Genomic DNA, 21,978 nt, shown 5'->3' on the forward strand with positions numbered 1-21,978 from the left:
CTTACATCATGTGTTCTTATGGTGGGATGAAATTTTCATAAACATACATAACTCTGATGAAAACATTACATAGTAAGGAGAAAAGAACGGAGGCGTTACGATGCATACAGTATGGAAGGGCGGCATTAGCTTTGGACTGGTGAATATTCCAGTCAAGCTGTTTACCGCTACAGAAAACAAAGATATTAAATTAAGACAGCTTCATAAAGAATGCCATACGCCGATTAACTACAAAAAGGTTTGTGCTAACTGCGGCGAGGAGGTAGCGCCAGAGCAAATTGTAAAAGCGTACGAGTATGCCAAAAATAAATTCATTGAATTGGATGAGGAAGAACTCGAAAGGCTGAGAAAAGAAAATGAAGAAAAAGCCGTCGAAATTATTGATTTTGTGAAGATAGAAGAAATCGACCCCATCTATTATGAAAGAAGTTATTTTCTATCTCCAGATACCGGCGGAGCAAAGGCTTATTCATTATTAAGAAAAGCGTTGCAAGAATCAGGGAAAATCGGTGTAGCCAAGATCATGATTCGCTCAAAGGAGCAATTAGCGATTGTTAGGTGCTACGAACATATTTTACTAATGGAAACCATTCATTTCCCTGACGAAATTAGGCAAGTATCAGACGTCCCCAATATCCCGCAAGAGGAAAACATCGTGAAGAAAGAGTTAGATACAGCACTCCTTTTAATTGAGCAGCTGACCACCACATTCGATCCAGCCGCTTATCGGGATGAATACAGAGAGCAGCTGATGAATGTCATTGGAGACAAAATTTCTGGAGAACATACCGTTCAACCAGCAACGACAGGTAAAAAAGAGGCTTCATCCAATGTCACTGATTTGATGGCCGCTTTGCAGGCTTCTATCGATCGATCAAAACCAGAAAAAACGAAAAAAGCAGCACCTAAGAAAAGAAAAGCACCCGCTAAAAAAGAAAAGAATGCATAAAGAAAAGACCGCTCGCCAAAGGGCGGTCTTATTTGGGCTTCACCACATCCTGAATCGTCCCGTCTGTTCTGTGGATGACAACTGCTGTTCCTTTTTTAGATGAAATCTCTTTCGCGCGGTCGATGGCTTCCTGTTTCGTTTCTTTTACCTCACTTGCACGCTTCGCTTTTTCAGTTTGAACCGCCCAGCCTTCATCATGTTTCACGACATGCTGCGCATGATCCATGAGCTCAGGTCGTGCAGAGCTGCTTTTCTTAGAAGGAGTCACAGAACCATGAGAGTGAAAGTCCTCCATTTCTTTTTCCGTCGCATTCTTTTTCCACTCTTTCGCTTGATTGATCGCAATTGGAATCGCTCTACCTTCTTCATAGCCTTCCTGCACCATTTTGTTGGCAATCTCAAGTGCTTTTTTTCGAATGACTTTGTCTAGTGATTGGAATGAAGCTGGATAATCTTCCATTGTCCAAGGCATATTGAACGCTCCTTTCTTTTATTTGAACACCTTCCCCCATATGCAATGGATCAAACATTTAACCATCTCAATCCAATGGCTTGGTTGAAATACATCGTTTTGCTGAGGAAGAATGTTTTCAATTCCTGCACAATAGAAGATAGTAAAGGAGTGATTGAAATGATGATGAAAGGCTTGTATGAAGCACATTTACCTGTGAGTGATTTGAAGGCATCCATTTCTTTTTATGAAAAATTGGAATTAACACTTGCTCATGAAAATGAACGAGTGGCCTTTTTGTGGATTGAGAAAGGAAAGAGCTGGCTCGGCCTTTGGAAGGTTGATATGTCCACTGTTCCATATCATCCAGCGACGCGACATGTCGCCTTCCAAATAGAAACATCCAGCATTGACCAGATCAAAGAATGGCTGATAGAAAAAGGGATCAGCATTCATCCGATGTTTGGTTTTTCGGAAGAGCAGCAGCCTTTAGTTCTTGATAATCCGCCACAATTTCATGCCGCCATTTACTTTCTTGACCCAGATGGCAATTTGCTTGAATGCATTGCACCGCTTGAAATTGATGCAGGAGAACATCATGAGATGATGACATTTGAAGATTGGGAAAGAAAGAAACATCCGTTTATTGATTGACAAAACCGCTTATTGTAACTATATTGATTACAACGGTGGTGAAGGAATGTGAAACAAATTAGCAGCAGGTATACCATTGCTGTTCATATCTTGTCTTTTATTGCGGGTGTTTCAAAAGAGTGCACAGGGGATTTTATTGCAGAAAGTGTCAATTCAAATCCAGTCATTATCAGAAAAATGATGGCTATGCTCAAAAAGGCGGATCTCATTGAGATTCGCCGAGGAGTTGGCGGTGCTTCCTTAAAAAGGCCGGCAGAGGACATCACTCTACTAGATGTGTACCGGGCTGTGGATGTAAGCGCAGATGAAGAGTTATTTAGCTTTCATCAACCAGTCATTGCATGTCCAATTGGTCAAGCCATGGATACGAGACTGCGGCAAGAACTTAAAGAAGCACAGTCCGCACTTGAGCATCACCTTAAACAAGTGACAATTAAGCAATTATTAATCGAGGCAGAGTAGAAAAAGCTCATACATAGAGCTTTTTTTACCCCTTCGTTGTAACCATTTTGATTATAACGAATGATCTGATGCAAGAAACCAGCTGCTTCATACATGAAACATCACCGTTGAACGAAAAATGAGGAGGTCAAATCAATGACATTATTAGTGACAGGTGCAACAGGACAACTTGGATCGCTCGTCGTCAAACATTTGCTCGCAAAAGTACCAGCTGAACAATTGGCGGTCAGTGTTCGAGATCCGCAAAAAGCAGTCCATCTAAAGGAAGCTGGGGTGGATGTGCGCAAGGGAGACTTCACACAGCCGGATACACTTCAATCAGCGTTTCAAGGGATTGATCGCCTTTTGATCATTTCGTCTGGGGATGGAGACCGCGTGAAGCAGCATATCAATGCCATCCAAGCAGCGAAAGCAGCGAATGTGTCATTTATTGCTTATACAAGTGTTGTCAATGCAAGAGAAAGTCAGCTTAACCTAGCACATGACCATGCAAAAACAGAAGAAGCAATTTTGGCCTCTGGCATACCTCATGTTTTTCTAAGAAACAATTGGTATGTGGAAAATGAAAAAGATACGATTCTGGCATCAGTCAACGGAGCGCCGTTTATCAGCCCAATTGGTGAAGGTAAAGTCGGCTGGGCAACAAGAAATGACTATGCAGAAGCAGCAGCAAATGCGTTAACACTGCCGGCACATGATCAGAAAATCTATGAATTGTCAGGACCGCTTCGCACACACACTGAACTTGCACAAATGGTCAGCAAAGTGAGCGGGAAAGAAATCAAAGTAGAGCACATGGATGTAGATACATTTGGAGAATTTTTAGCGTCAAATGGTGTACCGAAAGAAGCTGTTCCATTTGTCAAAGCGATGCAAAGCGGAATCCGCGATGGGGCATTAGCAGTCGAAAGCCATGATTTCGAAAAACTATTAGGCCGCTCTTTAACACCTATTGAAGATAGAATACGAGAAATGATGTCAAACTAAACATGTAAAAACGCCCTATAAAAAGGGCGTTTTTTTCATGTACCTTCACAAGCATGATGTCCAAATTTTAGACAAATCCGTTCGTTGAAATTTCAGAAATTTGGGATTAAAATGAAATGAAAGTCCATTATTTAGTCATCAGATGACCAGACATAAATCAAGGTGCAGTAAAAGAAAGGAAGTTCGCCGATGAGAGTCAGTTTATTTGTCACCTGTATCATTGACACGATGCAGCCACATGTAGGAAAGGCGACTGTTGAGGTATTAGAGCGGCTTGGTGTTGAAGTGGAATTCCCTGAAGCACAAGTGTGCTGCGGGCAGCCCGCCTTTAACAGCGGTTATACAAAAGAAACAATCAAAGCGGCCAAAAATATGATGAAAGCCTTTGAATCAGCTGAATATGTCGTCACACCATCAGGTTCTTGTAAGGCCATGTTTTTAGAATATCCGCACCTTTTTAAAGAAGACCGAGCGTGGTTCGCCCGTGCTCAGGCACTTGCTGCGAAAACATATGAATTAACGGAATTTATTGTTGATATATTACATGTAACAGATGTAGGTGCGAGATTGAAAGGAAAAGCCACCTATCATACCTCCTGCCATATGACGAGACTGCTTAGAATTAAGGAAGCACCTTTCACACTGTTGTCAAATGTCAAAGATTTGGTGATGGAACCATTGCCTCGCGCTGAAAATTGCTGCGGATTTGGAGGAACTTTTTCAATCAAAATGACACCCATTTCTGAGCAGATGGTCGATGAAAAAGTACAAAGCATAGAGGGGACAGGCGCTGAATATATCATTGGTGCTGACTGTGGATGTCTGCTGAATATCGGGGGAAGGCTGAATCGTCTTCATAAGCCAGTCAAAGTGATGCATATCGCAGAAGTGTTGAATAGCCGCTGAAGCTAAGAGGGGGAACGGCACATGAGTATGAAAATTGGAGAGAAGGCTTTTAAAGAGCGGATCGGCGAAGGATTAGAAGACGCTGTGATGAGAGTAGCTGTTTCCTCTGCACAAGAGCGTCTGTATAAAAGACGGATGACTGCAAGTGAAGAGCTTGGAAACTGGGAAAAGTGGCGTGAACTTGGAGAGGACATTAGGCAGCATACACTTGCCCACCTTGATGACTACTTATATCAATTAAGTGAGAGCGTGAGCAGACGTGGAGGTCATGTGTTTTTTGCAAAAACAAAGGAAGAGGCATCGGCGTACATTCAAGATGTCGCACAAAAAAAAACAGCAAAAAAGATCGTGAAATCAAAATCAATGGTCACAGAAGAAATTGAAATGAATCAAGCGCTAGAAGAGATTGGCTGCGAGGTAGTTGAAAGCGATCTTGGAGAATATATTCTTCAAGTTGATGACCATGAACCACCTTCACATATCGTGGCACCAGCCCTTCATATGACGAAAGAACAAATACGGGAAGTTTTTCACGAAAAGCTTGGATATGATATGTCAGAGACTCCTGAAGAAATGACCAAATTTGTAAGAGCTTTGTTACGAGAAAAATTTCTTGAAGCAGATATTGGTGTGACGGGCTGTAACTTTGCTGTGGCTGACACAGGATCGATTTGTCTTGTGACGAATGAAGGGAATGCGGATCTTGTCACGTGTATTCCAAAGACACATATCGCAGTCATGGGGATGGAGCGGCTTGTACCAACGATGGAGGAGCTCGATGTCCTTGTCGGTCTATTGTGCAGAAGCGCAGTAGGTCAAAAGTTAACAAGCTATATCTCTGTCGTGGGGCCAAAAGGAGAAGAAGAAGTTGATGGGCCAGAAGAGTTCCATTTGGTCATTGTGGATAACGGACGGTCAAACATATTAGGGACAGAATTTCAGCCAGTTTTGCAATGTATTCGGTGTGCAGCCTGTATCAATGTGTGCCCCGTTTATCGGCATGTTGGCGGTCATTCGTACGGATCAATTTACCCGGGTCCGATTGGTGCTGTTCTTTCGCCGCTACTTGGAGGATATGACGACTACCAAGAGCTTCCTTTCGCCTCAAGTTTGTGCGCAGCCTGTACAGATGCTTGTCCAGTGAAAATTCCACTTCACGAATTATTAATCAAACATCGACAAGTCATCGTTGAAAAAGAGGGGAGAGCGCCTAAAGCGGAAATGATGGCAATGAAAATGTTCGGAATGGGCGCATCCACTCCTAGAATGTATCGATTTGGAACAAAAGCAGCCCCTGTGCTCTTGAAACGTATGGCTTCAAACGGACAGATTTCAAAAGGTGCGGGTCCTTTAAAGAATTGGACAGAAATTCGTGACCTCCCAGCGCCAAGCAAAGAAAGGTTTCGGGATTGGTTTAAAAAGAAACAAAAGGAGGAGCGACAATGAAAGGAACCATTTCTCATCGGGATCCATTTTTAGCACATATCCAGCAACAATTAGGCAAAAGCTCCTCCAAGCCTGCATCTATTCGGCGTCCGGTTTGGAAGCATCGAGTCAATTGGGAAACAAATGAAGGTCTGTCGAAAGAAGAATTGGTAGAGCAATTGAAGGTGCAATGTCAGCAAATTCATACGAAAGTGGTAGAAACAACGCCAAAAGAAGCACCCTCAACGTTACGATTATTGATGAAAGAGTATGGAGAAGGTCCTGTGATGACTTCGAGCGATAGACGTTTTGCACAATATGAATGTCATCCTATGTTTCAAGCCTTGCGGAAAGAAGGAATCTCAGTCACTAGCTGGAATGCAGATACATCAAGAGAAGAAAATATAAGGCGGGCAGAACAAGCGAAATATGCAGTGGTATTCAGCGATTACACACTTGCAGAATCCGGAACCGTTGTTCTTTCCTCCCATCAAGGTCAAGGGAGAGCACTTCATTTTTTACCGATGATGTATATCGTATGTATTGAAAAAAGCACAATTGTCCCGCGGATGATTCATGCTGTTTCAGCTCTTCATCGCCTAGTAGAAGAAGGAGAGCAGACGAAAGGCGCCATTCATTTTATATCAGGTCCAAGTAATTCTGCCGATATTGAAATGAATTTAGTCGTTGGTGTTCATGGGCCGGTGCGGGCTGTGTATGTATTAATAGATGATGAATGAGGGCTTTCGTGAAGAAAGCTTCAGCGTGTAGGCAAACCCTCGCATTCGGTGTCAGTCCTGCGCTTCGGTGCTCACGAATGTTAAATTCGCTCCGCGCCGATGCTCATCCTTCCTAGGACTGCAAAGGTTTTCTATCACGCTGAAAAGAAGACAAAGGGCTAAAATCAAGTTCATTTTAGCCCTTTGTCAACAATCTGGGGCTTTCGTGAAGAAAGCTTTTTTTATGTAAACATTCTTAAAATTCATCTTGCCTCTAGGCGAATGGTCATAGTAAGATGACGTCATACAAGATGAGAAGCTCATCTACTGCTGATGTAAAGGAAGCTGCTAATGGAAATGAAGACAAATGCTCCAAAGAAGTCGATTGCGGTGCCGCTTGTGATCTCCATCATTGCGATTTCGTTTTCGGCCATTATTGTGAAGTGGTCAAGTGCGCCTGCTGCTATTTTAAGTATGTATCGAATGATATTTGCGGCGGTTTTGATGCTTCCGTTTATTCTGCCGCGTCAAAAAGAGTTTGTCTCGTTAAAGCGGAGAGACTGGTTTTTCTTATGTATGTCAGGTTTCTTTTTAGGGCTCCATTTTGTTTTGTGGTTCGGCTCATTGAAGCTCACCACAGTGGCGAGCTCTACAATCATCATTGCACTTCAGCCGATGGTGTCATTATTAGGCGGATTTCTCATTTTTCGTGAACGAACAACGAAGTCAGCCATTTTCACAATGTGTGCGGCGATTGTTGGTGCGCTCATGATCGGATGGGGGGATATCGGACATAGCCAAGACGCCATTATAGGAGACATTTTATCCTTTTTCAGTGTAATCGCTGTTGTTTGTTATTTATTAATCGGTCAACAAGCTGTGAGAAAGATATCTCATTGGATTTATAGTTTTTGTGTATTTGGTTTTGCCGGCCTTTTTTTAATTTTATTTAACCTTATACAGCAAACGCCTTTTGTAGGCTATTCGGGTAAAGAATGGGGGATTTTCTTACTGCTCGCCATTATCCCTACCATGTCCCATGTCATTAACAACTGGCTGTTAACCTATGTGAATGCGACAACTATTTCAATGAGTATTCTAGGAGAACCTGTTGGGGCAACGATACTCGCTGTTTTACTGCTTGGAGAGAAAGTCACGCTGCTACAAATGTTCGGTGGTCTTCTTGTTCTTTTAGGTGTCTTTTTCTTTTTGATGCAGCAGCGACAAGGGATCGTGATGAAAACAAAAGAATCCGGTTAACTCCCGGATTTTTTTACTCTTTTAAATGATTTTTTTCAATTACTTTGTTTCATCTAGCCTCGACTTTCTTCAATTCCACTTGTTTTCTTCTTATCATTCGAATCGCGATGACAACGATGGTCACGATCAATGCAATGAATAGAAGAGAAAATACTTGAAATACGATATCCCCAATGTTGAATGCAGTATTCGCTTCATTAGGCATGTGTAACCCTCCTTATATCTATATATTACCATCATCAATAAAAGATTGAGATTTATCCATAATTTATCTATAATAGGTAAAATATCACTCATTAAAGGAGAACCATTATGAGAACTTTAGTCCTTTTACGAGGTCTCCCAGGTGCAGGTAAATCAACTTGGATCAAAGAACAAGGCTTAGAACCATATACATTATCAGCGGATCAGATCCGTCTGTTAACCCAGCCTCCGCAGTTATCAGTCAATGGGAAACCGGAAATTTCAAGCAAACATGATCATAAAGTCTGGTCTTTATTATTTGAACTCCTCACAGCCCGAATGGAACGAGGAGACTTTACTGTCATTGATGCAACACATGTCACAAGTAAGTCCATTTCGCAGTATAAATCATTAGCTACTTCATACCGCTATAGAGTGTATGTCGTCGATTTTACGCAAGTGCCTCTTGAAACAGCCCTGCTGCAAAATCGCGGTCGAGAGCCGCACAAAGTAGTGAAGGAATCTGTGTTATATCAAATGAATGAACGGTTAAAGACAGAGAAGGTGCCTTCATGGGTAACCGTTTTGACGCCTGAGGAATATCCAGTCATTATGACGTATCAGCCCAGGTCTTTTGATCAGTATGAAGCCATTCACGTCTTCGGTGATATTCACGGCTGTTACACAGCTCTAAATACTTATTTGCAAGGAGACTTGAAAGAAAACGAGCTTTATATCTTTGCAGGTGATTTGCTTGATAGAGGAATAGAAAACAAGGAAGTTTTAGAATGGATGCTGGCACATAGAGAATGCCGCAATGTGATCGTCATTGAAGGAAATCATGATCAGCATCTTTACAAATATGCACATGAAGAAAAAGTGAGAAGTAATATGTTTAACCGTCATACTGCGCCTGAAATTGCGGAAGCAGGTTTTGACCTAAAAGAATTAAGGAAGTTTGTCAGAACATTTCATCAGCTCACCTATTTTACGTATCATGGTCAGACATTTCTTGTCACCCATGGTGGGCTTGCCCATTTGCCAGAAGAGCTTCTGCATGTCTCAACGCAGCAGCTTATTCACGGAGTAGGTGAATATTCAGATGACATTGACCACTTATTTGTGCAAAATACTTCTGGATTAGATATCATTCAAATTCACGGTCATCGCAATTTATATAGACTGCCTATCCAAGCGGCGGAAAGATCTTATAACCTCGAAGGTCAGGTTGAATTTGGTGGACAGTTGCGTGTGTTAAAAATTACAGCAGGCGGGATTGAGACACATGAAATTGACAATCCTGTCTACAGAGCTTCTGAAAACAAGCAACCGGTCTTTGTTCAGCCCAATGTGACGCTGGGTGATTTTTTAGCCCATTTAGATCAGCATGAATATGTACAAGAATTAAAGCTGCCACACGATATTTCATCTTTTAATTTCACCAAAAAAGCATTTAGTGAAAGACAATGGGATGAAATAAATGTCAAAGCAAGAGGGTTGTTTATCAATATGACTTCAAAGCAGATTGTGTCTAGAAGTTATAATAAGTTCTTTAATATTGATGAACGTCCTGAAACAAGAATGCAGCATTTAGTGAATCATCTTCAATTTCCTGTGACGGTCTATGATAAAGCAAATGGATACTTAGGCACGGTTGGGTTTAACGACATAAAAGATGAGCTGGTGTTTACGTCCAAATCGTATACGTCACATGTGAAGCAAAATCAGCATGCTGCTTGGGTCGAAGAGCTATTTTATGCGACCTTTGACGATGTGCAGGTCGACTACATCAAATCATACGTACGCGACAACCATGTATCCCTTGTATTTGAAGTCATTTTGCCAGAGAAAGACCCGCATATTATCACATATGATCATGATCAACTCATTTTACTTGATATCGTGAAGCGTCAGCTGAGCTATCAAAAAGAACCATTTGCTGAAGTGAAAAGGCTCAGTGAACAGCTTGGCATGCGGTGCAAACAGCAAGTGGCAGTGTTTCATGATTGGACCTCTTTCTATAAATGGTATCAATCTGTATTACATGATGACACAATCAAAGAAGAAGGCTATGTCATTGAGGATAATAGCGGCTTTATGACCAAGTTAAAGCTTCCTTATTATCAATTTTGGAAGCAAATGCGATCCATTAAACAGCGTGTTGCAGATAAGCGCTCCACCCAAAAATATATGCAGGCTTTGCAAACAGCAGAGCAAGCAAGATTTTATACATGGCTACTCGAGCAAGATCCAGTAAACGTGAGAAACAGCTCAATCATTGAGCTGCGTTCACAATTTGAGCAAACGGAAGCGGGCCATTTGAATAATGACGGAATAAATGCATAGTCTAACAAAGAGTCTTTTCTAGAGAAAAGGCTTTTTTTCATGAAATCGAAAGGTGGAAGCTGAAATGCCAGATCATATTGAAGTCATACTTCGAACCATATTTGCTTTTGCTATTTTATTCGGCGGTGCCCGTCTTCTTGGAAAGCAAACCATTGCACAAATGAATATTTTTGATTTCATTGCGGCGATCAGTCTAGGTTCAATTGCGGCGAACTTGGCGTTTAATACTACGCTTCCGCTTCATCACACAACCATTTCTTTTGTGACACTTGTGATCATTATTTATGTGATTTCTTTACTTGCTTTAAGAAGCCGGAAGGTGAGAGGTTTTATGGCCGGTAAACCAACGCTTGTGATTCAAAATGGCAAAATCCTTGAAGAGAATATGAAAGGAATGAGGTATACACTTGATTATTTAAATCAACAGCTCAGAGAAAAGAATGTGTTTGACATTAGTGAAGTTGAATTTGCAATGATTGAAACAGATGGGCATATGTCAGTGAAAAAATACCCTTCATTTGATTATGTCACGCGAAAAGATCTTAACCTGTGGATGCAGGCAGAGCGTTACATGCCCATTGAAGTCATTATGGACGGAAAGCTCATTTTGAAAAACCTTCATGAAAACCAATTAACGGAGCAGTGGATCTATGAAGAAATTCAAAAAAGGCAGCTGTCTTTAAAAGACATTGTTTATGCGGTTCGTTCAAGTAATGGCAGTTTATATATTGATACATATGACGATCACATCCATTCTCCAATTGACCAAGAATGAACATATAGTTCAGACGACACCCGCGCGTCACAGAACTGCCAATATTTATAAGTCGTTTGGATGTCATCTATCTAGGTATCATTTCTCAATTATTATTATTTTCAGAAAATGTAGTGACGGAGAAAAATAAGTATGTTTAAGTATAAATAGAAGAATTTAAAATATTAATATAATATACATCAAGCGGAATGAACATTCATTCCTGATAAAACGAAAGGAGAGGATGAAATGCCCGCAGCAACTACTGATAAACAGGAGCAGATTATGAAGGCTTCTCTGGACTTATTTATTGAACGGGGTTTTGACGGTACAACGATGCCGATGATTTCGAAAAGAGCCAATGTTGGAGCAGGAACCATTTATCGTTATTTTGATAGTAAAGAAGCTCTTGTGAACATTTTATACCAGCGAAGTCTGACTGCATTTATCGACAAGGTGAATACAAACAGTCCAGACCCTAAAGCAAGCATTAGGGCTTATTTCAAACATGTCTTTTATTGCTTAGTGCTCTTTACAAAAGAGAATCCAAGTGGTCTGTACTTCTTAGAAATTGACAAACGCTCACACTATTTAGATGAGAAAAGTAAAGAGAAGATGCAGCAGCTATTAAATGAGCTATTTCATATTTTTGAAGAAGGCAAAAAGGATGGAATTCATCCAAATCTTTCAGGGAGAACAATTTTATCCATTGTATTTGGAGCGTTCGTTCAGCTTCATAAACAGATTCTAGCAGAGGAAATTGAACCAACGATTGAATTTTTAGAAGATATTGAGCAATGCTTATGGCGTGCCATTAGCGTTGCATCATAAAGAAATAAAGGGAGTGGGCACATGCAACAAATATCAATCATTCCAAAACCAAAAACATACGGACCTTTAAAAAATATTCCTCATATCAAAAAAGGAGAGCTTTCTCAAACCTTTTGGCGGCTGGCAGATGAATTAGGGCCGATCTTTCAGTTTGAATTTTCAAAAGCAACAAGTATTTTTGTTTCCAGCCATGAACTTGCCAAAGAAGTATTTGATGAGAGGCGTTTTGATAAATTCATTGGAAGCAGTCTCAATAAAGTGAGAACATTTTCAGGGGATGGGTTATTTACAAGTTGGACAGAAGAGCCGAATTGGAGAAAGGCTCATCACATCTTGATGCCGGCGTTTAGCCAGCAGGCCATGAAAGGCTATCATGAGATGATGCTCGATATTGCCACACAGCTTGTACAAAAATGGCAAAGAACGGGCCGTGATGAAGAAATTGAAGTAGCAGAGGATATGACAAAGCTCACTTTAGATACGATCGGGCTATGCGGTTTTGATTTTCGATTTAACAGCTTTTACAAAGAAAATCAGCATCCATTTATTGAAAGCATGCTGAATGGCTTAAATGAAGCGATGGATCAAGCAAGTAGATTGCCGGTCGCAGATAAATTAATGATCAAAAGAAGAAAAGAATTTGAACAAGATGTTGAATTTATGAAGCAATTAGTAGATGACATTATTCAAGAACGGAAAAAACAAGATAAAACGGGCAATGATTTACTTTCTCTCATGCTACATGCAAAGGATCCTGAAACAGGTGAACGCCTGTCAGATGAAAATATCCGTTATCAAATCATTACCTTCTTAATAGCAGGTCATGAAACAACAAGTGGATTGTTGTCATTTGCGATTTATTTTTTACTAAAGAATCCAGACAAATTAAAAAAAGCCGTACAAGAAGCAGACGACGTGCTACAAGGCGGACTGCCGACATTTAAGCAGGTTCAAAAACTAAGTTATACGCGTATGGTCTTAAATGAAGCACTTCGCCTCTGGCCGACGGCGCCTACGTTCTCTCTTTATGCGAAAGAGGATACAGTCATTGGAGGGAAATATCCGATCAAAAAAAACCAAAGTGTCAGTGTGCTACTTCCTAAAATACATCGGGATCAAGCGGTTTGGGGGGAGGATGCAGAAGAATTCAAGCCTGAACGTTTTATGCATCCTGAAAAGATTCCACAGCATGCCTATAAACCATTCGGAAATGGCCAGCGTGCATGTATTGGGATGCAATTTGCCCTTCATGAAGCCACGATGGTTCTGGCGATGGTTCTGCACAACCTTGAACTGATTGACCATACGTCGTATGAACTGGATTTAAAAGAATCCCTGACGATTAAGCCGAATGATTTTAAAATCAAAGTACGGCCAAGAAAGCAGCAATTCTTTATGGCGCCTCCGAAAGAAGAACCAACAAAAAGCACGGCATCTGCTGAAGCAAAAATAGCGAGTCATGGAACACCGCTATTGGTCTTGTACGGATCAAATCTGGGCACAGCAAAGCAGATGGCAAACGAATTTGCTGAAGACGGAAAAGCAAAAGGGTTTGACGTGACAACGGCACCGCTTGATGATTATACTCGAAAGTTACCAGAGTCAGGCGCAGTTTTAATTGTAACGGCTTCATACAATGGTCATCCGCCTGACCATGCGAAACAGTTTGTGGATTGGGTGACGCAGGATGAGGAGCAGGATCTATCAAACGTGACATTTGCAGTCTTTGGGTGCGGGGATCGAAATTGGGCGAGCACGTATCAGCGTATTCCTCGTCTGATTGATGAAGCACTTGAAAGAAAAGGGGCGAAGCGTGTAACGGATATTGGTGAAGGCGATGCGGGCGGTGATATGGATGAAGATAAAGAAACATTCCAGAAGACAGTCTTCGATGAGCTTGCAAAAGAATTCAATTTAACCTTGCAGGAGAAACGCCAAGAAAAGCCAAACCTATCCATTGTATATACGAATGAGCTAGTGGAACGTCCTGTAGCTAAAACATACGGTGCCTTTTCAGCTGTTGTATTGAAAAATCAAGAATTACAATCTGAAAAAAGTACCCGCCAAACAAGGCATATCGAACTTCAATTACCTGAAGGCAAGCATTATAAAGAAGGAGATCATATCGGAATCGTGCCAAAAAATAGTGCAACACTCGTTCAGCGAGTGACCGATCGTTTTAAGCTGGATCCCAAGCAGCACATGATACTCTCTTCGGAAAAAGAAGCAAGTCATTTACCATTAAATCAGCCAATTCAAGTCGAAGAATTGTTGGGGTCACATGTAGAGTTGCAAGAGCCTGTGACACGTACTCAGCTAAGAGATCTTGCAAAATATACGGTATGCCCACCTCATCGTATTGAACTTGAACAAATGGCGGGAGACATTTATCAAGAAGCTGTATTAAAGAAGCGTGTGACCATGCTTGATTTACTAGAACAGTACGAAGCATGTGAACTGCCATTTGATCATTTCTTAGCCCTTTTACCAGGATTGAAGCCTCGTTATTACTCGATCTCCAGTTCGCCAAAGGTAGATGAAAAGAGGCTTAGTATCACAGTAGCTGTTGTGAAAGGAAAATCATGGAGCGGACGCGGTGAATATGCAGGCGTCGCATCAAACTATTTATGCGGACTGCAAGAAGGAGATGAAGTGGCCTGCTTCCTTCATGAAGCTCAAGCAGGATTCGAAATGCCGCCTTCTCCTGAAATACCAATGATCATGATTGGACCAGGAACAGGTATCGCCCCGTTTAGAGGGTTCATTCAGGCAAGGGAAGCTTGGCAAAATGAAGGGAAGTCGTTAGGTGAAGCCCATCTTTATTTTGGCTGCCGCCACCCGCATGAAGATGATCTGTATTATGACGAAATGCAGCTTGCACAAGAAAAAGGAGCCGTCACCATCCACCGTGCTTACTCTCGCTACGAGGAGCAAAAAGTGTATGTCCAGCACTTCATTAAAAATGATGGAGCCAAGCTCATTGAATTGCTCGACAAAGGCGCCTACCTGTATATTTGCGGGGATGGAAAGGTCATGGCACCAGATGTCGAGGCAACACTTATTGAACTGTATCAGACTGAGAAACAGTGTGCGAAAGAAACAGCTGAACAATGGCTGACATCTTTAGCCAATGACAACAGATATGTAAAAGATGTATGGAGCTGATCATGTTGAAAAGAAGACAAAGGGCTAAAATAAATCACTTTTTAGCCCTTCGTCAACAATCTTGAAACCGCCAAAATGGCGGTTTTTCTTTTTTCATAGAGAGATCGCTAGAATAAATATTTGGAAGATACGAAACACCTAATTTACAAATGAAATATTTTGTAAAAAATAAGAATATTCTCTCATTTACTCCAATATGAAACAATCGTATCATTTTTGATATAGGACATAAAGGAGGAATATGATGAAAAAGGTGAAAAAATTAATCCCTTCTCTACTCGTTTTTGGTGCTTTAAGTGTGCCTAGTTTTGCCCATGCAGCATCTGATTCAGTACTTACGTCTGATTATGACATGGTGACTTCTGACGGAAAGGTGATTTCTTCAGCTGACTTCCACAACGATATGAAAACCCCCTCATCCTTTGACAAAGTGGATGATCTCTCTTCTACTATTGGCGAAAAAGTAAAACCACTCACAAAATATTTAAAAGACTTTCAAACAAAAGTAGTCATTGGAGACGATGGTAGAACAAAAGTGACGAATACAAGAGTAGCACCCTATAATTCTATTGCCTATATTACATTTGGTGGATCTAGCTGCACAGGAACACTCATTGCTCCAAACAAAATATTGACAAACGGACACTGCGTCTACAATACAGCCACAAGAAGCTATAGTGCAAAAGGGTCTGTCTACCCAGGCATGAATGACAGCACGGCTGTGAACGGCTCAGCAAACATGACCGAATTCTATGTACCAAGCGGATATATCAACACGGGGGCGAGTCAATATGATTTTGCCGTCATTAAAACAGATACGAACATTGGAAATACGGTCGGCTACCGCTCTATTCGTCAAGTGACAAGTCTAACAGGTACAACGATTAAAATTTCTGGATATCCAGGTGATAAAATGAGATCGACTGGCAAAGTGTCACAATGGGAAATGTCAGGTCCAGTCACGAGAGAAGATACGAATCTCGCATACTATACGATCGATACATTTAGCGGAAACTCTGGCTCTGCGATGCTAGATCAGAACCAACAAATCGTCGGGGTCCATAATGCGGGTTATTCAAACGGAACGATCAACGGCGGACCAAAAGCGACTGCTGCTTTTGTTGAATTTATCAACTATGCGAAGGCGCAATAAAAAATAGGGCATTCAGCTTGTTTCCTTTACAGGGCACAGGCTTTTTTTATCGTCAATTGCAGAAAAGTTTCTTTTTTTGTTCATCACTATTTCATATTTAAAAGCTATGCTGAATGAAATAAATGAAAAAGAAAGAAGAGATATGAGTGAAAAATAAAAAAATAGATATGATATTGTTGTTGATTTTATTGATTGCAGCTTTTCTCTACACTTATCAAATTTGGCAGAATGACAGTGCCAATCAATATTATTTAGCTGCAGTCAAAAGTATGTCCAAAAGCTTCCATCACTTTTTTTATGCCTCATTTGATGCAGCTGGATTCGTATCAATTGATAAACCACCCGTCGTTTTTTGGATTCAAACCATCAGTGCACTTATTTTTGGCTTTCATACATGGAGTGTGATATTGCCGCAGGCACTTGCTGGAGTGGGATCTGTTCTTCTTCTTTATCTCATGATAAAACCGGCTTTCGGTCAAGGTGCTGCAAGGGTGTCAGCGGCCGTTATGGCTCTCACACCAATTGCCGCAGCTGTGAGCAGAACAAACAATATAGACAGTATGCTCGTCTTCACATTACTTGCGGGTACGTATTTCTTGATGCGTGCTGTAAAAAGCGGGAAGATGCGCTGGCTTCTTATGGCCTTCGCTTTGGTAGCGGTAGGATTTAATATGAAGATGCTGCAAGCGTTTATGGTCGTTCCAGCATTTATTTTCTACTATTTTATTGCTGCTCGCGTACCGTTAAAAAAGAAAATTTTCTCTCTCTTATGCTCGATCGTTGTATTAGCCTGCTTATCTCTATCATGGGCAGTTGCTGTAGATATGACAGCTGAAAGTGAGCGCCCTTATGTGGGAAGCAGTCAAACAAATTCAGTGTTAGAACTTGCCTTTGGGTATAACGGCACGGAACGGCTGCTTGGTCAGACGACAGGGAAATCCTTTGGTGACATGAACCAGCAAGCAGGTATGGTGATGCCAGACAATTCTGGATTAGGCGATTCGTCAGAGGATCAGTCAAACAGAAATCAGCCGCCGCCATCCCAAAATCAAATGATGCCACCTCAACATGGTCCAGGTGGTGGTTCTCCGCCTGGAAGTGCTGTAGGTCAACAAAGCATGAATATGTATGGCACTGGGAATCCCGGTATATTTCGTTTATTTCAATCTGCATTGTCAGGTCAAATCAGCTGGATGCTGCCGTTTGCTTTGTTTGGACTTTTAGGGATGATCATCAGCTGGTGGAAGGAGAGAAAAGCTCAATTAAATGAATGGAAACAAACGATGTTTTGGACAGCATGGCTGATTCCTGCTGCCGGATTCTTTAGTATTGCGGGTTTCTTTCACCATTACTATCTCATTATGCTTGCCCCGCCTATTGCAGCACTATGCGGCATAGGAGCTAAGAAGATGGGAGATTTATTTAAGGCCAACAAAGGAGTATCTGCGTATTTGCTTCCAGCAGCAATCGCTGTTACAGCCATCTTCCAAGGGTATATTTTGAGTAACTATACGACTCAAATCAGTAGTATTTGGATGTATGCCATTGCGATTGCAGGGATGATTATCGCTATCCTATTGCTGATGTACAGAGAAAAACAATTGATCATGAAACGACTGCTCATCACCGCTTTGACAACGCTGTTACTGATTCCAGGTTTTTGGTCCGCCACCCCAATCATCTATGGTGGAAATGCTGTTCTTCCAGAGGCAGGTGTACAGCTGGCTAGTTCACGAGGAGGGAACATGTTTACATCTAGTGTCGATCAAGGCTTACTCACTTATTTAAAGGCGCATCAAACAGGAGAAACGTATTTATTTGCAACGCTTACGACTGTTACCGCAGCGCCATATATTATTGATGAAGATGAGAATGTCATGGCCTTAGGCGGTTTTAATGGGACAGATCCTATTTTGACTGTCAATAAATTAAAAGCACTTATTCAACAAGGAAAGGTGAAATACTTTTTATTACCAGACAATCAGTCATCAGCTAACAGCAAATTGGTGAGCTGGATTAAATCACATGGTACAGTCATCTCATCAGAAGAATATAAACAATCCTCATCAGCTGAAGAAGGGATGCCGTCCGAGATGTCTTCGCAAAATGAAATATTATATAGAGTAGATGAAATATCTTAAGTAGAACAAGGCGAATGATGAAGAAATCATTCGCTTTTTCTTATGAATCTTTTGCTAGGCAGATTCAGCTCATGTTTTTCACATGTCATCACGCAGCCACTCATACATTAAAAATGACTCATTTCCTTCAAGTCAACATCATTTCATCAAAAGTATGAGGAGGTCACGAGCTTTTGAAGATGAGAAAAGGCTGGATCGCTGCTGTCGTTCTTTGTTTTGTCATTTGGATGGGTGCGTTATTAGGTGGTTTTGGAGAGGATCGTTCCGCAAAAGGGGCAGATCGTTATGATCATGTGATTCAATTTCCTAAGGAACGGTATCCTGAAACAGGCAGTCATATTCAAGAAGCTATTCGAAAAGGGCACTCAGATGTGTGTACCATTGACCGAAATGGGGCAGATGCCCGCAGGCAAGAATCATTAAAAGGAATTCCCACAAAACCTGGTTTTGACCGGGATGAATGGCCGATGGCAGTGTGTCTTGAAGGAGGAAAGGGGGCGAGCGTTCAATATGTCAGTCCATCAGATAATAGAGGCGCTGGTTCATGGGTCGGGCATCAAATCAGCGGGTATCCTGACGGGAAACGAATTTTATTTATTGTCAAATAAACATAGACAAGAGGCTCCTTGAGGGGGGCTTTTTTTGTTCAACAGGAGCGTATTCGAGCTAGCAGGTACAAAAGATTCAGTGGTACAATCAATCCATCAGGTACAAAGACTGACAAGTAGAAAATGTGAAGGGACATATGCTTATGGAAAAGAACCGTGCATTATACGATTTTTTCATGCAACATGCAGAGAAACTGACTGAAACATGGTATGAATCAATTGAGGATGATGATCCAGAATCCATTTATCGTTCAACAGATTCCAGCATCATAGCAGAGCTAAAACGGCAAAATCAAGATTATTATCAGCATTTTATCCGCGCACTTATTGAAGACAAGACGTATTTACATACGAAATTTAAAAAATGGTCTGAAGACTTAGCAAGTGATCCGAAGCACTTGAACACACCATTAGATTACGTCGTGAGAGAATATATGTCCAATCAAAGAGTGGTTCTTCATTACTTAAAAGAGTTTATAAAACAGCATCAAGGTGATATTGACATTGACCGAATATTTTATTGGTATGATTTGATATCTGAGGCATTTAACATTTCAATTCATGTCTTTATTCAGCAATATGTGAAAAATACCACCAAAAAACTCGTTGCACAAAGAGACATGATTTATGAGCTGAGTTCCCCAGTCATTGTGTTAAAAAGTCATGTTGCCTTATTGCCTTTAGTTGGAGATATTGACACTGCGCGAGCAAAGATTATCTTAGAAAATACATTAAAACAGTGTTCGCAAAAAGGTGTTCAACATTTATGTATTGATTTATCAGGTGTCGTCATCATTGATACGATGGTAGCACATCAAATCTTTGATCTTGTCACGTCACTTCGATTAATTGGGGTTGATACGACCATTTCAGGCATTAGACCAGAAATTGCTCAAACGGCTGTACAGCTTGGACTTCCTTTTAATGAATTTCAAACGGCTTCATCACTTGCTCACGCTTTAGATCGTATGACTGAATTTTCATCCATATAAAAACCAGGCCTAGTGAACGGCCTGGTTTTTATTTAGATCACAGCGTCAATTTTTGTTACTTTCCACTCGTTTTGTACTTTCTCGAAAGTGACAGTACGTTTTACTTTGCGTCCATCAAGTGTTGGAACTGTGAATTCGTATGTGCGGATTGTACTTTTCTTAGAGACGAGTTTAGGTGTTGCCTTATCCCAATTAAGCATATTGTCTCCGTCACCAACTGGCACAGCCATTTTTCCTTTATGAACGATGAACTGATAGTCTTTTAAACCGTGAGTAATGGCATCTTTTGTGAAAACTTGAGATAGATAGCTGTTTAGTTTTTTCTTTGTGTCAAATGTTTTAGACAGGTAGTTGTAAGTCATATCTTTATAAGTAAATGATTTTAATTTGTAATCTGAATGCTCTTTAATGTTGTAGCCTGACATCGCACTCCAAAAGTGTTCTCTTGCATCAAGGGCAATATGTAACGCTTCTTTATTTGTCAAAGCGGCTGATTTTTTGGAAGCGGCCAGTGTTGTTGTTTGTAATGAGATCATAAGCATAATAGCGGTTAATAAAACAAATAATTTTTTCAAGGCGATTGCCTCCTTTTCTCAATGAAAACTTCTTATGTTACAAATGTTACAATAGTTACAGAGATATTACAAGTATTAAATCTAAATGTTTTTTATTTCTTTTCTTTCTATCTATATAACGTTTGAGGGAGACAAAAAGTTTTCATTTTTTTATTTTTTTCTTCCTCATTAGTATTTAACCGTTCTAAAGGAGAATAAAACGTCTTTTGGAAAGATTTCTATTTGTCTCCTCAACACTCTTTTTTTATGTATGACATATACTGTCGTGATGAATGTCTAAGAAAGTGGTGTTTAGTATGTATAATCCATATGAAGGTACGTGGAATGGATACTTGTACGATCGGCAGGTACAAAGCATGCCAGCGTTTCCTATTTCTCAAGTTGGAGGATTTCCCGGCTTGCCATTCGGAGGGACTGGGCAAGGGCAAGGTGCAGGAGGACAGTCGGTCCCGCCAGCCCCGCCGCAGCATATCATCTCGCAATATCAACAAGCAGTTTCTCAGCCTCAAAGTATGCAGCCGCTCATTGCAGGGCAGAGTGTAGGCGGAAGCCAGCAAACGGTTCAATTTGCAGCTGGATGTAATAGAAGGTGGACCATTGTGTTCCTTAGAAACGGTCAAGTATTTCTCATGTATGTTCTTTCCTCGCAGCCTTTTGGCCGTACAACGGGTTTTATATGGCCGAACTTTACATTTGGCTCGTTCCCAAGCTCCAGTATTCTTGCATATTCTTGTTCATAAAAGAAAAAGCCGGCTCTCATCAGCAATTGATGAAATACCGGCTTTTTTTAATGAATATTTCTAAATACGCCAATCACTTTACCTAGTATACTCACATTCTGTAAAATAATCGGTTCCATTGATGGATTATCGGGCTGTAATCTAAAGTGTGTATCTTCCTTATAAAAACGTTTCACTGTTGCTTCATCTTCTTCTGTCATAGCCACCACAATATCTCCATTGTTGGCAGTGCTTTGCTGACGCACAATGACGTAGTCTTTGTCCAAAATACCTGCATCAATCATACTTTCTCCCATAATTTCAAGCATAAATACTTGTTCATCTGGCGCTGCAAAAGTTTCTGGAAGTGGGAAATATTCTTCTACATTCTCAACAGCCGTGATAGGCAAGCCTGCTGTGACTTTTCCGATGACTGGAACATTCATTACAGCGCTCTTTGGAATATTCATTTCCTCTTCATCTAGTACTTCGATCGCTCTAGGTTTCGTCGGGTCTCTTCTAATTAAACCTTTCGTTTCTAGTCTAGCTAAATGTCCATGGACAGTTGAACTTGATGCTAGACCGACAGCTTCGCCAATTTCACGAACGGATGGGGGGTAACCCTTGCTTTTTACTTCTTCTTTTATGAATTTCAGGATATCGAGTTGTCTTTTTGATAGCTTCGTCATCTTTTGCAC

General features: G+C 40.9%; 21 protein-coding genes. 17 read left to right on the forward strand and 4 right to left on the reverse strand.

The genetic code is table 11. The annotated features are described in order from the left end of the window. Nucleotides 1–100: 100 nt before the first annotated feature. Nucleotides 101–949, forward strand: a complete 849-nt coding sequence (locus NSQ11_RS08865; protein ID WP_007499384.1) for a Ku protein — start codon at nucleotides 101–103, stop codon at nucleotides 947–949. A 28-nt stretch (nucleotides 950–977) separates the two neighbouring features. Here NSQ11_RS08865 and NSQ11_RS08870 read toward each other — a convergent pair whose 3' ends face one another. Next, nucleotides 978–1,421, reverse strand: coding sequence for a DUF2188 domain-containing protein (locus NSQ11_RS08870; protein WP_007499382.1), 444 nt, complete (start codon nucleotides 1,419–1,421; stop codon nucleotides 978–980). Nucleotides 1,422–1,580: 159 nt separating this feature from the next. On the opposite strand from NSQ11_RS08870, the gene NSQ11_RS08875 reads away from it, so the two are divergent. The 7 genes from NSQ11_RS08875 (at nucleotide 1,581) to NSQ11_RS08905 (ending at nucleotide 7,813) form a co-directional block, all read left to right on the forward strand. After that, nucleotides 1,581–2,054 carry a VOC family protein gene (locus NSQ11_RS08875; protein WP_129548295.1) on the forward strand — a complete coding sequence of 158 codons (474 nt, stop codon included), beginning with the start codon at nucleotides 1,581–1,583 and terminating at the stop codon, nucleotides 2,052–2,054. A 48-nt stretch (nucleotides 2,055–2,102) separates the two neighbouring features. Beyond that, the gene (locus NSQ11_RS08880) at nucleotides 2,103–2,516 is read left to right on the forward strand and encodes an Rrf2 family transcriptional regulator (protein WP_017367312.1); all 414 of its coding nucleotides are present in this window, start codon (nucleotides 2,103–2,105) and stop codon (nucleotides 2,514–2,516) included. Nucleotides 2,517–2,651: 135 nt separating this feature from the next. Beyond that, nucleotides 2,652–3,503, forward strand: coding sequence for an SDR family oxidoreductase (locus NSQ11_RS08885; protein WP_342501335.1), 852 nt, complete (start codon nucleotides 2,652–2,654; stop codon nucleotides 3,501–3,503). Between the two features lie 189 nt (nucleotides 3,504–3,692). Further along, complete coding sequence (locus NSQ11_RS08890) at nucleotides 3,693–4,409, forward strand: (Fe-S)-binding protein (RefSeq protein ID WP_342501336.1); 717 nt, start codon at nucleotides 3,693–3,695, stop codon at nucleotides 4,407–4,409. 21 nt (nucleotides 4,410–4,430) lie between these two features. Further along, nucleotides 4,431–5,855, forward strand: coding sequence for a LutB/LldF family L-lactate oxidation iron-sulfur protein (locus NSQ11_RS08895; protein WP_144716654.1), 1,425 nt, complete (start codon nucleotides 4,431–4,433; stop codon nucleotides 5,853–5,855). Beyond that, nucleotides 5,852–6,574, forward strand: coding sequence for a lactate utilization protein C (locus NSQ11_RS08900; RefSeq protein ID WP_008343937.1), 723 nt, complete (start codon nucleotides 5,852–5,854; stop codon nucleotides 6,572–6,574). Before NSQ11_RS08895 ends, NSQ11_RS08900 begins: the two co-directional genes overlap by 4 nt. 330 nt (nucleotides 6,575–6,904) lie before the next feature. Further along, on the forward strand, nucleotides 6,905–7,813 hold the full coding sequence (locus NSQ11_RS08905; RefSeq protein ID WP_048001489.1) for a DMT family transporter: 909 nt from the start codon (nucleotides 6,905–6,907) through the stop codon (nucleotides 7,811–7,813). Between the two features lie 49 nt (nucleotides 7,814–7,862). On the opposite strand, the gene NSQ11_RS08910 is transcribed toward NSQ11_RS08905, so the two are convergent. After that, nucleotides 7,863–8,018: a hypothetical protein gene (locus NSQ11_RS08910; protein ID WP_282901001.1), complete on the reverse strand. Its 156-nt coding sequence runs from the start codon at nucleotides 8,016–8,018 to the stop codon at nucleotides 7,863–7,865. A gap of 107 nt (nucleotides 8,019–8,125) precedes the next feature. On the opposite strand from NSQ11_RS08910, the gene NSQ11_RS08915 reads away from it, so the two are divergent. From NSQ11_RS08915 to NSQ11_RS08950, 8 genes are all read left to right on the forward strand, one after another. Further along, entirely contained in the window at nucleotides 8,126–10,342 is a 2,217-nt protein-coding gene (locus NSQ11_RS08915; protein ID WP_342501337.1) for an RNA ligase, read from the forward strand. Between the two features lie 64 nt (nucleotides 10,343–10,406). Beyond that, a complete protein-coding gene (locus tag NSQ11_RS08920; protein WP_017359590.1) occupies nucleotides 10,407–11,117 on the forward strand; it encodes a DUF421 domain-containing protein in 711 nt (236 codons plus the stop codon). A 228-nt stretch (nucleotides 11,118–11,345) separates the two neighbouring features. After that, on the forward strand, nucleotides 11,346–11,927 hold the full coding sequence (locus NSQ11_RS08925) for a TetR/AcrR family transcriptional regulator (RefSeq protein ID WP_017359589.1): 582 nt from the start codon (nucleotides 11,346–11,348) through the stop codon (nucleotides 11,925–11,927). Between the two features lie 21 nt (nucleotides 11,928–11,948). Continuing rightward, nucleotides 11,949–15,092 carry a bifunctional cytochrome P450/NADPH--P450 reductase gene (locus NSQ11_RS08930; protein ID WP_342501338.1) on the forward strand — a complete coding sequence of 1,048 codons (3,144 nt, stop codon included), beginning with the start codon at nucleotides 11,949–11,951 and terminating at the stop codon, nucleotides 15,090–15,092. A 244-nt stretch (nucleotides 15,093–15,336) separates the two neighbouring features. Then, the gene (locus NSQ11_RS08935; protein WP_048001486.1) at nucleotides 15,337–16,245 is read left to right on the forward strand and encodes a trypsin-like serine protease; all 909 of its coding nucleotides are present in this window, start codon (nucleotides 15,337–15,339) and stop codon (nucleotides 16,243–16,245) included. Nucleotides 16,246–16,391: 146 nt separating this feature from the next. After that, complete coding sequence (locus tag NSQ11_RS08940; RefSeq protein WP_048001485.1) at nucleotides 16,392–18,386, forward strand: glycosyltransferase family 39 protein; 1,995 nt, start codon at nucleotides 16,392–16,394, stop codon at nucleotides 18,384–18,386. A 227-nt stretch (nucleotides 18,387–18,613) separates the two neighbouring features. Then, entirely contained in the window at nucleotides 18,614–18,994 is a 381-nt protein-coding gene (locus NSQ11_RS08945) for a NucA/NucB deoxyribonuclease domain-containing protein (RefSeq protein ID WP_224559893.1), read from the forward strand. A gap of 143 nt (nucleotides 18,995–19,137) precedes the next feature. Next, complete coding sequence (locus tag NSQ11_RS08950) at nucleotides 19,138–19,986, forward strand: STAS domain-containing protein (RefSeq protein WP_017359585.1); 849 nt, start codon at nucleotides 19,138–19,140, stop codon at nucleotides 19,984–19,986. Between the two features lie 32 nt (nucleotides 19,987–20,018). Here the strand turns inward: NSQ11_RS08950 and NSQ11_RS08955 are convergent, their stop codons facing one another. Next, nucleotides 20,019–20,561, reverse strand: coding sequence for an IseA DL-endopeptidase inhibitor family protein (locus NSQ11_RS08955; protein WP_017359584.1), 543 nt, complete (start codon nucleotides 20,559–20,561; stop codon nucleotides 20,019–20,021). Between the two features lie 296 nt (nucleotides 20,562–20,857). On the opposite strand from NSQ11_RS08955, the gene NSQ11_RS08960 reads away from it, so the two are divergent. After that, nucleotides 20,858–21,301 (forward strand): hypothetical protein, encoded by a 444-nt coding sequence (locus NSQ11_RS08960; RefSeq protein ID WP_008343821.1) that lies wholly within the window; start codon nucleotides 20,858–20,860, stop codon nucleotides 21,299–21,301. Between the two features lie 47 nt (nucleotides 21,302–21,348). On the opposite strand, the gene lexA is transcribed toward NSQ11_RS08960, so the two are convergent. After that, nucleotides 21,349–21,969 carry a transcriptional repressor LexA gene (gene lexA / locus NSQ11_RS08965; protein ID WP_342501339.1) on the reverse strand — a complete coding sequence of 207 codons (621 nt, stop codon included), beginning with the start codon at nucleotides 21,967–21,969 and terminating at the stop codon, nucleotides 21,349–21,351. Nucleotides 21,970–21,978: the final 9 nt, after the last annotated feature.

It is taken from the genome of Bacillus sp. FSL W7-1582 (assembly GCF_038593325.1).
Lineage (GTDB): Bacteria > Bacillota > Bacilli > Bacillales > Bacillaceae > Bacillus > Bacillus altitudinis.

Coding starts and splice junctions, on each gene's coding strand:
- NSQ11_RS08865 (WP_007499384.1), top strand. CDS start 101: ATGCATACAGTATGGAAGGGCGGCATTAGCTTTGGACTGGTGAATATT.
- NSQ11_RS08870 (WP_007499382.1), bottom strand. CDS start 1,421: ATGCCTTGGACAATGGAAGATTATCCAGCTTCATTCCAATCACTAGAC.
- NSQ11_RS08875 (WP_129548295.1), top strand. CDS start 1,581: ATGATGATGAAAGGCTTGTATGAAGCACATTTACCTGTGAGTGATTTG.
- NSQ11_RS08885 (WP_342501335.1), top strand. CDS start 2,652: ATGACATTATTAGTGACAGGTGCAACAGGACAACTTGGATCGCTCGTC.
- NSQ11_RS08890 (WP_342501336.1), top strand. CDS start 3,693: ATGAGAGTCAGTTTATTTGTCACCTGTATCATTGACACGATGCAGCCA.
- NSQ11_RS08895 (WP_144716654.1), top strand. CDS start 4,431: ATGAGTATGAAAATTGGAGAGAAGGCTTTTAAAGAGCGGATCGGCGAA.
- NSQ11_RS08900 (WP_008343937.1), top strand. CDS start 5,852: ATGAAAGGAACCATTTCTCATCGGGATCCATTTTTAGCACATATCCAG.
- NSQ11_RS08905 (WP_048001489.1), top strand. CDS start 6,905: ATGGAAATGAAGACAAATGCTCCAAAGAAGTCGATTGCGGTGCCGCTT.
- NSQ11_RS08910 (WP_282901001.1), bottom strand. CDS start 8,018: ATGCCTAATGAAGCGAATACTGCATTCAACATTGGGGATATCGTATTT.
- NSQ11_RS08915 (WP_342501337.1), top strand. CDS start 8,126: ATGAGAACTTTAGTCCTTTTACGAGGTCTCCCAGGTGCAGGTAAATCA.
- NSQ11_RS08920 (WP_017359590.1), top strand. CDS start 10,407: ATGCCAGATCATATTGAAGTCATACTTCGAACCATATTTGCTTTTGCT.
- NSQ11_RS08925 (WP_017359589.1), top strand. CDS start 11,346: ATGCCCGCAGCAACTACTGATAAACAGGAGCAGATTATGAAGGCTTCT.
- NSQ11_RS08930 (WP_342501338.1), top strand. CDS start 11,949: ATGCAACAAATATCAATCATTCCAAAACCAAAAACATACGGACCTTTA.
- NSQ11_RS08935 (WP_048001486.1), top strand. CDS start 15,337: ATGAAAAAGGTGAAAAAATTAATCCCTTCTCTACTCGTTTTTGGTGCT.
- NSQ11_RS08945 (WP_224559893.1), top strand. CDS start 18,614: ATGGGTGCGTTATTAGGTGGTTTTGGAGAGGATCGTTCCGCAAAAGGG.
- NSQ11_RS08950 (WP_017359585.1), top strand. CDS start 19,138: ATGGAAAAGAACCGTGCATTATACGATTTTTTCATGCAACATGCAGAG.
- NSQ11_RS08960 (WP_008343821.1), top strand. CDS start 20,858: ATGTATAATCCATATGAAGGTACGTGGAATGGATACTTGTACGATCGG.
- lexA (WP_342501339.1), bottom strand. CDS start 21,969: ATGACGAAGCTATCAAAAAGACAACTCGATATCCTGAAATTCATAAAA.